Origin of the sequence: Kosakonia sp. S57, from assembly GCF_016516575.1 — a bacterium.
GTDB classification, from domain to species: Bacteria; Pseudomonadota; Gammaproteobacteria; order Enterobacterales; family Enterobacteriaceae; genus Kosakonia; species Kosakonia cowanii.
The window spans coordinates 64,497-77,686 of record NZ_JACVUL010000028.1 but is presented as its reverse complement, the minus strand read 5'-3'; the positions used below and the strand labels follow the sequence as shown (position 1 = coordinate 77,686).

11 protein-coding genes are annotated in these 13,190 nt (G+C 54.1%); 2 read left to right on the top strand and 9 right to left on the bottom strand.

Translation table 11 applies throughout. The features are described from left to right. Window positions 1–228: 228 nt before the first annotated feature. From IAE48_RS21755 to bolA, 9 genes are all read right to left on the bottom strand, one after another. Window positions 229–636: a YbgC/FadM family acyl-CoA thioesterase gene (locus IAE48_RS21755; protein ID WP_200135561.1), complete on the bottom strand. Its 408-nt coding sequence runs from the start codon at window positions 634–636 to the stop codon at window positions 229–231. Between the two features lie 95 nt (window positions 637–731). Beyond that, a complete protein-coding gene (locus tag IAE48_RS21750) occupies window positions 732–1,106 on the bottom strand; it encodes a helix-hairpin-helix domain-containing protein (RefSeq protein ID WP_200135560.1) in 375 nt (124 codons plus the stop codon). Between the two features lie 146 nt (window positions 1,107–1,252). Next, on the bottom strand, window positions 1,253–3,127 hold the full coding sequence (gene ppiD, locus IAE48_RS21745) for a peptidylprolyl isomerase (protein ID WP_054804406.1): 1,875 nt from the start codon (window positions 3,125–3,127) through the stop codon (window positions 1,253–1,255). A gap of 209 nt (window positions 3,128–3,336) precedes the next feature. Beyond that, a complete protein-coding gene (gene hupB / locus IAE48_RS21740) occupies window positions 3,337–3,609 on the bottom strand; it encodes a nucleoid-associated protein HU-beta (RefSeq protein WP_010428111.1) in 273 nt (90 codons plus the stop codon). Between the two features lie 209 nt (window positions 3,610–3,818). Continuing rightward, window positions 3,819–6,173: an endopeptidase La gene (lon, locus tag IAE48_RS21735; RefSeq protein ID WP_023481941.1), complete on the bottom strand. Its 2,355-nt coding sequence runs from the start codon at window positions 6,171–6,173 to the stop codon at window positions 3,819–3,821. A 184-nt stretch (window positions 6,174–6,357) separates the two neighbouring features. Continuing rightward, window positions 6,358–7,632, bottom strand: a complete 1,275-nt coding sequence (gene clpX / locus IAE48_RS21730) for an ATP-dependent protease ATP-binding subunit ClpX (protein WP_054804405.1) — start codon at window positions 7,630–7,632, stop codon at window positions 6,358–6,360. A gap of 124 nt (window positions 7,633–7,756) precedes the next feature. Then, window positions 7,757–8,380, bottom strand: a complete 624-nt coding sequence (gene clpP / locus IAE48_RS21725; protein WP_007373538.1) for an ATP-dependent Clp endopeptidase proteolytic subunit ClpP — start codon at window positions 8,378–8,380, stop codon at window positions 7,757–7,759. 285 nt (window positions 8,381–8,665) lie between these two features. Continuing rightward, window positions 8,666–9,964 (bottom strand): trigger factor, encoded by a 1,299-nt coding sequence (tig, locus tag IAE48_RS21720; RefSeq protein WP_023481893.1) that lies wholly within the window; start codon window positions 9,962–9,964, stop codon window positions 8,666–8,668. A 349-nt stretch (window positions 9,965–10,313) separates the two neighbouring features. Continuing rightward, window positions 10,314–10,631: a transcriptional regulator BolA gene (bolA, locus tag IAE48_RS21715; RefSeq protein WP_042713623.1), complete on the bottom strand. Its 318-nt coding sequence runs from the start codon at window positions 10,629–10,631 to the stop codon at window positions 10,314–10,316. A gap of 296 nt (window positions 10,632–10,927) precedes the next feature. Between bolA and IAE48_RS21710 the strand changes: the two genes are divergently transcribed. Then, window positions 10,928–11,506: a lipoprotein gene (locus IAE48_RS21710; protein ID WP_023481890.1), complete on the top strand. Its 579-nt coding sequence runs from the start codon at window positions 10,928–10,930 to the stop codon at window positions 11,504–11,506. A gap of 43 nt (window positions 11,507–11,549) precedes the next feature. After that, window positions 11,550–13,025 (top strand): muropeptide MFS transporter AmpG, encoded by a 1,476-nt coding sequence (gene ampG / locus IAE48_RS21705; protein WP_200135559.1) that lies wholly within the window; start codon window positions 11,550–11,552, stop codon window positions 13,023–13,025. The last annotated feature ends 165 nt before the right edge of the window (window positions 13,026–13,190 follow it).

Below are 13,190 nucleotides of genomic sequence, written 5' to 3'. Positions count from 1 at the left end.
GGGGATTGACAAGGGGAGCGCGGCCGCTTCCCTTGTCCCGTTCACCGCACCAGTGAGAAAAATATTCCGCCGCACGCATGGTGAACGGAACCCTTCCACCAAAGCCACATACCGGGCCCATTGCCGGATGGCGGCTCCGCCTTATCCGGCCTACGCCTGACAATTCGGCATGGGCGCCGCGAAACATGCCGGATGGCGCATAAATGCTTATCCGGCCTACAGGGTTTCTTAATCCTGCTCCCCGATCATCATCTCCAGTTTCTCCCGCAACTCCCCCTCCAGCGCCAGCGCTTTCTGGGTTTTCAGATCGATACAGACAAAAGTTACCAGCGCATCGGCAACCACCTGCCCTTCCGGCTCTAATGTCACCACCTGGCTTAATACGCCGCTTTTGCCGTTAATCTGCTGGACATGGCTGGTGACCGTAAGCAGATCGCCGAGCACCGCCGGACGGCGATAGTTGATATTGATATTAACCACCACAAAAGCGATGTTATGGGCGGTCATCCACTGAAAGCTCTCGTTATGCTCCAGCCCATCCCAGCGCGCTTCCTCAAGAAATTCGAGATAGCGGGCGTTGTTTACATGCTGGTAGACATCAAGGTGGAATCCACGAACTTTTATTTGGGTCTGCATAGCGCGTTAACCTTTACTGTTTATAGTTATAGAGACAGAGGCCATACTGGTATGACCTCCTTATTCTGGCAAAAATTAGCGACTACGCAAGCAGCTTACAGTTTCAGGTTTACCAGATTACGCTCCACCAGCTTGCCGCCCATGCCCGGCACCTGTTTTAAATCTTCGACGCTCTTAAACGGCCCATACTCTTCGCGATAGCTGACAATCGCCTGTGCCTTCTTAAGGCCAACGCCCTTCAGCGCCTTTGATAACGCTTCCGCCGTCGCGCTGTTGATGCTGACTTTAACGCCCTCCTCCTCTTCCTGCGCGGGCTTTGCCGCCTCCTGCCCTTTGGTGTGAGAAGCCGGTGCAGCGGAGTGTGCCGCCGGTGGTTTTGCACCGCTTGCGGGCGCGGCAAGCGTGGCAGAACTGAATGTTGCACACACAAATGCCAGGGGCAGTAAAAGGGTTTTGACTCCATGTTTCATGCTGTTATCTCCGTTGTGTTAACTCGCAGCGGAGCATAACCAGGGCAGAAAATGTCTACAAAGGGCAAACAGCAGAAATGGAAAAGGCCGCGAAAGCGGCCTTTGTGTATTGCAGAGCGTTACCTTTTTTTGGGAGAAGCTTCCCGTTACTGCTGCTGTTCTGAGGTATCGCCCAGTTTGATTTTCGCTTCTTTGCGCAGGTTGCTCATCAGCGCTTCAAAGGCGATTTGCGCGTTATTCTGCGTCACGCCCTGCATCATCGCTTTCTTCTGCGCTTCCGGCATTTCGCCCGCTTTCACTTCATCCAGCGCAATGATCACCACATTACGCTGCTGATCGGTGGTGCTGCCGTAGGAGGGTTTATCCTTCGCCGGCAGTGGCAGGTTAAAGGCGGCGGTTGCAACCGGATCCTGTCCGAGGCGCGCCAGGGTTTTCGCTTCGCCGAAGCTCAGACCAGCGGCTTTCATCGCATCGTCGCCTTTGCCCGCTTTCAGCGCTTCAACCAGTTTGTCAGCATCCAGCTTCGCCTGCTGCTCAGCTTTATCATGCTTAACGATATCCGTGACCTGCGCTTTCACTTCCGCCAGCGGCTTAATCGCTTCCGCTTTATGGTCGGTAACACGCAGTACGAACGCGCGATCGCCATCAACGGTGATGATATCGGAGTTGTTGCCAGGCGAGCCGTTCTGCCCTACCAGACCGCCGTTGAAAATCGCATCGCTCACCGGTTTGAAGTTCAGCTCTTCCGGCAGGTTGTCGCGGGTAAACCACTCGGTCTGCACCGCTTTGGTACCTGAAACCTGTTCAGCACCCGCCAGGGATTCGTTATCGTTGGTCGCCGCTTCGCTCACTTTACGCTGCAGCGCGAACCAGGCATCCAGCGCATTTTCATGCTTCACTTTTGCCGCCAGTTCATCGCGTACTTCGTTCAGCGGTTTGACGACAGCAGGCTGAATATCATCCAGACGCGCCACCAGGTAGCCAACGGAGGATTTAATCGGGCCTGAGAGCTGGCCTTTCTCTTTCAGACCGGCGTTTTTCAGCTCGTCCGGGGTGGTGGACTCTTCCAGCCAGCCCATGTCGCCGCCGTTACGGGCAGAGATGATGTCAGCGGATTTCGCCTTCGCCAGGGCAGCAAAGTCAGCCCCTTTTTTCAGCTCGTCGATCACCGCTTTCGCTTCATCTTCCGTTTTGGTCTGGATGACGCTGTAACGATTACGCTGCGGCTGAGTGAACTGATCCTTGTGCTCGTCGTAGTAAGCCTGAATCTGTGCGTCGGTGGCGTTTTCCTGCATCGCTGCCGCATCAAGCTTGATGTAGCTTACGCGGAACTGCTCCGGCGCAATAAAACGGCTCTTGTTCTGATCGTAATAGCTGGCGATCTCGTCATCGCTGACCGTCTGTTTTGCTGCCAGCGCGTTCACATCAATCACCGCCTGGCGCACGACGCGCTGCTGGGATACCAGCGCCGCCAGCTCGTCGGTCTCGCCTTTGAGCATAAAATCGGTGCCGGCAACGGCGTTGATCAGTTGCTGAGAGATAAGCTGGTTGCGCAGCGCCTGCGCGTATTGATCGGCGCTCATGCCCATACGGTTAACGAGGGCGTTGAAGCGGTTATTATCAAACTTGCCGTCAGACTTGAAAGCATCGGTGGAGAAGATAGCGTTTTTGACCTGCTCATCGCTGATATCGAGGCCAAGCTTCTTCGCATATTGATCCAGCAGAGCTTCATCAATCATGCGATTGAGCACCTGCTGGCGTACGGATTTCATGTAGTTTTCATTTGCGGCCAGCTCCGAGAACTGGTCACCCAGCTTCTCCGCCATACGGTTGCGTTCGCTGGTTACCGCATTTTCAAACTGCGCACGGCCAATTTCCTGGCCATTAACTTTTGCGGCGTAATTATTGTTACCGCCAATCAGGTAGTTACCCACGCCAGTCAAAATGAATGACACGATAATCAAACCCAGAATGATCTTGAGCACGACGTGATTCGCCGCCGCGCGTAAATTGTCCATCATGGTGTAACAACACTCCGCTGTAGGTGACTGTAGATCTCAGGCAGCGCACGAGGCCCGCTGCATGTAAGCGCGTATTTTGACAAGAAAACGGTGCAATTGTTAGCCCGCATCGCGCATAAACTCGCAGAAATTGATTTTGCGAAAATAAAAAAGGCACACCTCGCGATGTGCCCTTGTATGTTGCCACCCTCCCCGCGTGGGGAAAGTCGTTAGTTCACGGCGTCTTTCAGCGCTTTACCTGCGCGGAAGCCAGGGACTTTGGCAGCAGCAATAGTAATCTCTTTGCCGGTTTGCGGGTTGCGGCCAGTACGGGCAGCGCGCTCTTTAACCGCAAAAGTACCGAAACCAACCAGTGCTACGTCGTCCCCGGATTGCAAAGATTCAGTAACAGAAGCAATTAACGCATCTAACGCGCGTCCGGCGGCAGCTTTAGAAATGTCAGCGCCAGCGGCAATCTTGTCTATCAGTTGAGATTTATTCACTCTTCTCTTCCTCTCTTTATATTTTATATCGCACCACATCCTTCGCAGTGCGACCGCGCAGCAGTTATAACAGGCCTGTCATGCCCTTACAACATCAGTTGATGATGACATAGCCGACCAGCAATCTAAATTAGCTATACAAAAAAAGACTGGCAAGTGCGAAATCACTCACCAGCCTTATATTTCTCTACGCACTTTGCGCGAGGTCACTATTTTGCAGTGGCTACCTGCATGCCGAACGGCGCATTCTGCAAGGCAAGCGTCAGCACTTCTTCGATACGTTTCACCGGATGGATATCCAGATCGGCAATGACGTTTTCCGGAATTTCTTCCAAATCGCGTTTATTTTCGTAAGGAATCAGCACGGTTTTGATGCCGCCGCGATGCGCTGCCAGCAGTTTCTCTTTCAGACCACCAATCGGCAGCACCTGGCCGCGCAGGGTGATCTCACCCGTCATCGCAACGTCGGCGCGAACCGGGTTACCGGTCAGGCAGGAGACCAGCGCGGTGCACATGGCGATACCGGCGCTCGGACCATCTTTCGGCGTCGCACCTTCCGGCACGTGCACGTGGATGTCGCGTTTTTCGTAGAAGTCGCCGTTGATACCCAGCTTCTCTGCGCGCGCGCGCACCACGGTCAATGCAGCCTGGATAGACTCCTGCATCACTTCACCCAGCGAACCGGTGTAAGTGAGCTTGCCTTTACCTGGCACGCAGGCGGTTTCAATGGTCAGCAGATCGCCGCCCACTTCAGTCCACGCCAGACCGGTCACCTGGCCTACACGGTTTTCATCATCCGCACGACCGTAGTCGTAGCGCTGAACGCCGAGGTAGTCATTCAGGTTGTCGCCGTTAATCTCGATATGCTTCAGGGACGGATCCAGCAGCAGCTGTTTCACCGCCTTACGGCACAGTTTCGAGATTTCACGCTCCAGACCACGCACACCCGCTTCGCGAGTGTAGTAGCGAATAATGCCGACGATCGCACTGTCATCAACCGTCAGTTCGTTCGGTTTCAGCGCGTTACGCTCAATCTGCTTGGTCAGCAGGTGGCGCTTGGCAATGTTCAGCTTCTCATCTTCGGTGTAACCGGAGAGGCGAATCACTTCCATACGGTCCAGCAGCGGTGCCGGAATGTTCATGGAGTTGGAGGTGGCAACAAACATCACGTCGCTCAGATCGTAATCCACTTCCAGGTAGTGATCGCTGAACGCCACGTTCTGCTCAGGATCGAGCACTTCCAGCAGCGCAGAAGCGGGATCGCCACGCATGTCGGAGGACATTTTGTCGATCTCATCCAGCAGGAAAAGCGGGTTTTTAACGCCAACTTTTGCCATTTTCTGGATCAGTTTACCCGGCATAGAACCGATGTAAGTACGGCGGTGACCACGGATTTCTGCTTCATCACGCACGCCGCCCAGCGCCATACGGATATATTTACGGCCCGTCGCTTTGGCGATGGATTGACCGAGCGAGGTTTTACCTACCCCCGGCGGCCCGACCAGGCAGAGAATCGGCCCTTTGAGTTTGTTCATACGGCTTTGAACCGCAAGATACTCAAGGATACGGTCTTTGACGCGCTCTAAGCCGTAGTGGTCGGTATCTAGCACTTCCTGCGCCTGGCGAAGATCTTTTTTCACCTTGCTGCGCGCATTCCACGGAACCTGCACCATCCACTCGATATAGCCGCGTACCACGGTTGCTTCCGCAGACATCGGCGACATCATTTTCAGCTTCTGCAGCTCGGACTCGGCCTTCTCTTTGGCCTCTTTCGGCATTTTCGCCGCGTCGATTTTACGCTTCAGCGCTTCGTTTTCGTCCGGCGCGTCATCCATCTCGCCGAGCTCTTTCTGGATGGCCTTCATCTGCTCATTCAGATAGTACTCGCGCTGGGATTTCTCCATCTGCTTCTTCACGCGGTTGCGAATGCGTTTCTCAACCTGCAGCAGATCGATCTCCGACTCCATCATCGCCATCAGATACTCGAGGCGTTCGTTGATGTCGGACATCTCCAGCACTGACTGCTTGTCAGCCAGCTTCAGCGGCATATGCGCAGCAATGGTGTCAGCCAGACGTGCAGGATCGTCGATACTGTTCAGCGACGTCAGCACTTCCGGCGGAATTTTTTTGTTGAGCTTGATATAGCCTTCAAACTGGCTGATCGCGGTACGTACCAGCACTTCCTGCTCGCGCTCATCAATGGCCGGCGAGTCAAGGTACTCCGCTTTCGCAGAGAAGTGCTCGCCGTTATCGGCAAGCGAAGTAATGCGCGCGCGCTGAAGCCCCTCGACCAGCACTTTTACAGTGCCATCAGGCAGTTTCAACATCTGCAGAATAGACGCCACGGTCCCGACGGTGAAAAGATCGTTTACACCCGGCTCATCCGTTGACGCTTCTTTCTGCGCAACCAGCATGATTTTTTTATCATGATCCATGGCTGCTTCAAGACAACGGATTGATTTTTCCCGCCCCACAAATAACGGGATGACCATGTGCGGATAAACCACCACATCGCGCAACGGCAATACGGGGATTTCAATGCGTTCAGAACGCTCAGGATTCATAGAGCTCTCTCTTAGTTTAAAGTCCGCCAGGTAATCAAGGTGACGTGACTGTGCCACACGCACCATTAACATGTAATGGAGTATATGGGGATGTTTCCCACACATTCAACGCCGGGAAGTCGGAAAAATAAAAGGGGAGATAAAATCCCCCCTTTTTGATTAACTGACTGTATGAATTGACGAATTATTCGCCAGATGCCTGCTGCGCTTCCGGCTTACCGTAAATCAGCAGCGGCTTGGTTTGCCCTTCGATTACCGACTCATCAATCACCACTTTCTCGACGTCTTCCAGAGACGGCAGATCGTACATGGTGTCGAGCAGCGCGGCTTCGACGATAGAGCGCAGACCACGGGCACCGGTTTTGCGGCTCATCGCTTTCTTGGCGATAGCGTTCAGCGCTTCGTCGCGGAACTCCAGATCGACGCCTTCCAGATTAAACAGCGCCTGATACTGCTTGGTCAGGGCGTTTTTCGGCTCTTTCAGGATCTGGATCAGCGCTTCTTCGCTCAGCTCGTTCAGCGTAGCGACAACCGGCAGACGACCGATGAACTCAGGGATCAGACCAAACTTGATCAAATCTTCCGGTTCAACCTGCGCCAGCAGCTCACCCTCTTTCGCTTTTTCGGATTTTCCTTTCACCGTTGCGCCAAAACCGATGCCGGAGCCGGTTTCCACACGATGAGAGATCACCTTGTCGAGGCCTGCGAAAGCACCACCGCAGATAAAGAGGATTTTTGAGGTATCAACCTGCAAAAACTCCTGCTGCGGATGCTTACGACCGCCCTGCGGCGGAACAGCAGCAACGGTACCTTCGATCAGCTTCAGCAGCGCCTGCTGTACCCCTTCGCCCGATACGTCACGGGTGATGGAAGGGTTGTCTGACTTACGAGAGATCTTATCGATCTCATCAATGTAGACGATGCCGCGCTGGGCTTTCTGCACATCGTAGTCACACTTCTGCAGCAGCTTCTGAATGATGTTTTCCACATCTTCACCGACGTAGCCCGCTTCGGTAAGCGTGGTGGCGTCCGCCATGGTGAACGGTACATCAAGCAGGCGCGCCAGCGTTTCGGCCAGCAGCGTTTTACCGGAACCGGTCGGCCCGATCAGCAGAATGTTACTTTTGCCCAGTTCAACACCGTTGCTGGTGTCGCCGTTGCGCAGGCGTTTGTAGTGGTTGTAGACCGCCACTGCCAGCACCTTTTTCGCCTGCTCCTGACCGATAACATAGTCATCGAGATGGTGGCGGATTTCATGCGGCGTCGGCAGCGCGCTGCGCTCGCGGTGCGGCGCAACTTCTTTAATCTCTTCGCGAATAATGTCGTTACACAGATCCACACATTCGTCGCAGATATACACGGACGGTCCGGCGATCAGTTTACGCACTTCATGCTGGCTTTTGCCGCAAAAAGAGCAGTACAACAGTTTGCCCGAACCATCTTTGCGTTTATCTGTCATGAGTAAAACCTCTTTTCTGTTCTTTGCGCCACACGACGACGCAAATGCCATTCCAGGCGCAAAACGTTACTCAGGCATTACGCCGCTTGCACTGGAAAGTATAGCGGCCAATGCGGACTGAGCATTAGTTACGATGGGTCAAAATTGAGTCAACCAGCCCGTAATCAACTGCTTCTTGCGCGGCAAGGAAGCGGTCACGTTCGGTATCGCGCTCAATTTGTTCTAAGGATTGACCCGTGTGATGCGCCATAAGTTCATTCATGCGCCCTTTCACTTTCAGGATCTCACGCGCGTGGATTTCGATATCCGTCGCCTGACCCTGATAGCCGCCCAGCGGCTGGTGGATCATCACGCGTGAATTCGGCAGGCAGAAGCGCTTGCCTTTTGCGCCAGCCGTCAGCAGGAATGCGCCCATTGACGCTGCCTGGCCCATACAGATGGTGCTGACGTCCGGTTTAATAAATTGCATGGTGTCGTAAATAGACATACCTGCCGTGATCACGCCGCCCGGAGAGTTAATGTAGAGATAGATATCTTTTTCCGGGTTCTCTGCTTCGAGAAACAGCATTTGCGCCACGATCAGGTTGGCCATATGGTCTTCGACCTGACCGGTCAGGAAAATTACGCGTTCCTTGAGAAGACGGGAGTAGATATCGAAAGAGCGCTCACCGCGGGAGGTCTGTTCAATAACCATTGGCACCAGGGCCATATGGGGTGCAAAGTTGTCTCGTTCGCCGCTGTATGACATTTCCGTCTCCTGGATAAAAAATTAACAAACTTGCTGCACTGATTGTACTTGAGTGAAAGAGGTCTGACTACGACCCCTCACGGACGGATTATCAGCCAGAGTCTTTCCTGCCACCCTCTTTAGTGGGGATGACCACGCATGTTTTCAAGCATAACAATCTTTTGCTGTTACGCTAACCCTGAAACATGCTTTTAGCACAGTTCTGATAAAGCCAATGCGATAAAAAAAGCCCGCCACCAGCAAGCAGGTGACGGGCTTATTACTTTTAGCTATCGCAGAAAACGATTAAGCCTGTTGGTTCATCAGCTCGCTGAAGGAGGTTGCTTTCTCCGTCACTTTCGCTTTTTCCAGAACCGCTTCAACCGCTTGTTCTTCCAGCGCGACGTTACGCATGTTGTCCATCAGCTCTTTGTTTTTGCTGTAGAACTCGATCACTTCTTTCGGATCTTCATACGCAGAAGCCATCTCTTCGATCAGGCCTTTAACGCGCTCTTCGTCAGCTTTCAGCTCGTGGGTACGAATCACTTCGCCCAGCAGCAGACCAACAACAACGCGGCGTTTAGCCTGCTCTTCGAACAGCTCGCGCGGCAGTTCCAGAGCCTGTTTCTCGTTGCCACCGAAACGCTGAGCAGCCTGGCGACGCAGAACGTCGATTTCGCTGTCGATCAGTGCAGCCGGTACGTCGATGTTGTTGGCGTTAACCAGACCGTCGATCGCCTGAGATTTAACACGGTTACGCACGGCGCCTTTCAGCTCGCGCTCCATGTTTTTACGTACTTCTGCGCGCAGACCGTCCATAGAACCATCTTCAACGCCGAAACGTTTGATGAACTCTTCGGTCAGTTCCGGCAGCTCACGCTCTTCAACTTTCTTCAGGTTAATGACGAACTTCGCCGCTTTACCTTTCAGATTTTCCGCGTGGTACTCTTCCGGGAAGGTCACGTCGATGGTGAACTCTTCGCCCGCTTTGTGGCCTTTGATGCCCTCTTCAAAGCCTGGGATCATACGACCCTGCCCCATCGCCAGTACGAAATCGGTCGCTTTGCCGCCTTCGAACTCTTCACCGTCAACAGAACCGGTGAAATCGACAGTTACGCGGTCTTCTGCATCAGCAGCGCCATCTTTCTCTTTCCAGTCTGCCTGCTGCTTACGCAGGGTATCCAGCATGGTGTCAACGTCGGCATCGGTCACTTCAACGAGCGGTTTTTCAACTTCGATGGTGTCCAGCGCTTTCAGTTCAACTTCCGGATAGACTTCGAATTCAACAGAGTAGGTGAAGTCTTCGCCCAGTTTGTATTCGCCCGGAACATAGTTCGGTGCGCCAGCCGGGTTGATTTTTTCCTGGATGATCGCGTCGATGAAGTTGCGGCTCATCAGGTCGCCCAGCACGTCCTGGCGAACAGAGGCGCCGTAACGCTGAGCAACAACGGTCATCGGGACTTTACCCTTACGGAAACCGTCAATACGTACTTTCTTCGCTACGTTGACCAGCTCGCTCTTCACAGCGGTCTCGATGCTGTCAGCAGCGATTGTAATCGTTACACGGCGCCCAAGGCCCTGAGTGGTCTCAACTGAAACTTGCATCTTGTTACCTCAAAAAATCACAGTGCTCGGTCAACTCTACCCTGCGCAGCAAACCTCTCGCTTTGCAGAACCGGGATGCTCTCTCAAATCAGATATACATTCCCTGTCGTCAGAATCACCCCGAAGACATTCCGAAAAATAAGACGCCGCATTATAGCGGCATTGCAGATATGAGTCGAGAACGGTAATAGCGCAACGGTGCGTCATTTTTCACACTTCTGAAGCAATTTTGCTCACAAAGGGGCGCTTCTCGCTCAAATTTCAGACAAAACAAAACGGCCCGCAGGCCGTTTTCACATTAACTGCATGCAACATACTGGAAAAGTTCAGCCCGTTGCAACCCGGTTTTCTAGGCGAGAGTCCCTGCGCCGCGGCAGGCTGGCGAGGTCAACAAGGTATCCTGTAGCCCCTCCCACTCTTTCAGGGTGTAGGTATGCAGCGCAAGCGCATGAATTTTCGTCGCCAGCTCATCTGCCAGGGTACCGTAAATCATGCGGTGGCGGTTGAGGAAACGTTCGCCGGTGAAGCAGTCGCTCACCAGCACCACTTTGAAATGGCTTTCCGAACCCGCGGGAACGTTGTGACGGTAACTTTCATCCACAACGTCGAGGAAAACAGGCTCAAATGCCGCCTTCAGTTTTGATTCTATTTGATCACGCATCATCATGGTACGCCTCCGACAACGCTGAGATACCAGCTATCCCTTTAAATGTTAGCCGCTTTTACCGTCTCCGTTACAATAAGACAACAAAAATTTAGCCTTTGTCGCGCTTTTGCGTCCAACGGCATAATCTTCAGGGAAAACCTGGACATTTGGGGCCGGGATCGCGTTTGAAGATGTTACGGGGGCTGAAAAAAACACAACACGATGAATTTACATGCGTTGAGGACTTCCTCTTAACAACGGCAATGTTATGATGGCGACAATTTTTCCCAGAAGCTTAGAGCCTTGAGAGCCTGAACATGATTAAGAAACTCCTCTTCCCGTTGGTTGCTTTATTTATGCTGGCTGGCTGCGCAACTCCGCCGACCACCCTTGACGTCACACCGAAAATTACCCTTCCGCAACAAGATCCGAGCCTGATGGGCGTAACGGTCAGCATTAACGGTGCCGATCAGCGTCCGGATCAGGCGCTGGCGAAAGTCACCCGTGATAACCAACTGGTTACCCTGACAGCGTCGCGCGATCTGCGCTTCCTGCTGCAGGAAGTGCTGGAGAAGCAGATGACCGCGCGCGGTTATATGATTGGGCCGAACGGCGCGGTTAACCTGCAGATCATCGTTAACCAGCTCTATGCTGACGTCTCTCAGGGCAACGTGCGTTACAACATCGCCACCAAAGCGGATATCGCCATCATCGCCACCGCCGCCAATGGCAACAAGCTGACGAAAAACTACCGTGCCAGCTATAACGTGGAAGGCGCTTTCCAGGCGACCAACGAGAAGATCACCAACGCGGTTAACAGCGTGTTGACCGACACCATCGCGGATATGTCTCAGGACACCACCATCCACGATTTCATCAAGCAGAACGCGCGTTAATCTCTCTGCACTGGCCCGGTTCTGCCGGGCCAGCTGAGCTGCCATGTCCAGTCACTACTTACGCATTTTCACGCAGCCTAAATCAGCGATCTTGCTGATGCTCGGCTTTGCCTCCGGTTTGCCGCTTGCCCTCACCAGCGGCACGTTACAGGCGTGGATAACCGTCGCAGGCGTTGATGTCAAAACCATCGGTTTCTTCTCGCTGGTCGGCCAGGCCTACGTCTTTAAGTTTCTCTGGTCACCGGCGATGGATCGCTATACCCCCTCCTTCTTAGGACGCCGCCGCGGATGGCTGCTGCTGACGCAGGTTGCGCTCCTGATCGCCATTGCCGCGATGGGCTTTTTACAGCCTGCCAGCGATCTGCGCTGGATGGCGGCGCTGGCGGTGGTTATCGCCTTCTGCTCGGCGTCACAGGACATTGTTTTCGATGCCTGGAAAACGGATGTGCTCTCAGCCGAAGAGCGCGGCGCGGGTGCGGCGATAAGCGTGCTGGGTTACCGCCTGGCAATGCTGATCTCCGGCGGTCTGGCGCTGTGGCTGGCGGATCGCTGGCTGGGCTGGCAAGGGATGTACTGGCTGATGGCAGCACTGATGATCCCCTGCATTATCGCCACGCTGCGTGCGCCGGAGCCGGTGGGCACCATTCCTGCGCCGCGATCTCTTGAAGAAGCGGTGGTTGCGCCGCTGCGCGATTTCTTCGGGCGCAACAACGCCTGGCTGATCCTGCTGCTGATTGTCCTTTATAAGCTCGGTGACGCGTTTGCCATGAGCCTGACCACTCTCTTCCTTATACGTGGCGTCGGTTTCGACCCGGGCGATGTCGGGATGGTGAATAAAAGCTTAGGACTGGTGGCGACGATTATCGGCGCGCTGTGGGGCGGTGTATTAATGCAGCGTTTAACGCTGTTCCGCGCCCTGCTGATTTTCGGGGTGTTGCAGGCGATCTCTAACGCAGGTTACTGGCTGCTCTCCATCACCGATAAAGACATTGTGACGATGGGCGCGGCGGTCTTCTTCGAAAACCTCTGCGGCGGTATGGGGACGGCAGCGTTTGTCGCCCTGCTGATGACGCTCTGTAACAGCGCCTTTTCCGCCACACAGTTCGCGCTGCTCTCGGCGCTCTCGGCGGTTGGCCGCGTCTATGTCGGGCCGCTGGCGGGCTGGTTTGTTGCCAGCTATGACTGGCCGACCTTCTATCTCTTTTCGATCTTTGCGGCGATCCCGGGGCTGGCGCTGCTGCTGCTGTGTAAACGCACGCTGGAGTACACGCAGCGCACGGAAGCCTTTATGCCGCGCACCGAGTTCACGGCGCTGTACCGGCTGGCGCTGCGCATCCTTGGTGCGGGCGCGCTGCTGCTTGCCGCTGGCCTGCTGGTGCTTGCCAGCAATGCGCTGGGTCTGACGCACTGGTCTGTCGATGGCCTCCTGCTGGAGGGCGGCGCGCTGCTGGCGTTGGTGGGCATCCTGTTCGGTGGCGGGCTGGATCTGCTGGCGCTGCGCAGAACCGCCCTGCTCTAGCGAGGGCAAAACGGGCCTCTGCGGGTGGCGATATATTTTACATAGTGCAATTTAGGGTTATTTTTAAAGGAATAACTCTTTTAAAATCAGCTATTAAAAATAAAAAAAGCAAAAAAATAAATTTAGCACCGTTATTATTTCGTACATTAAACAGGCGTATTTTTT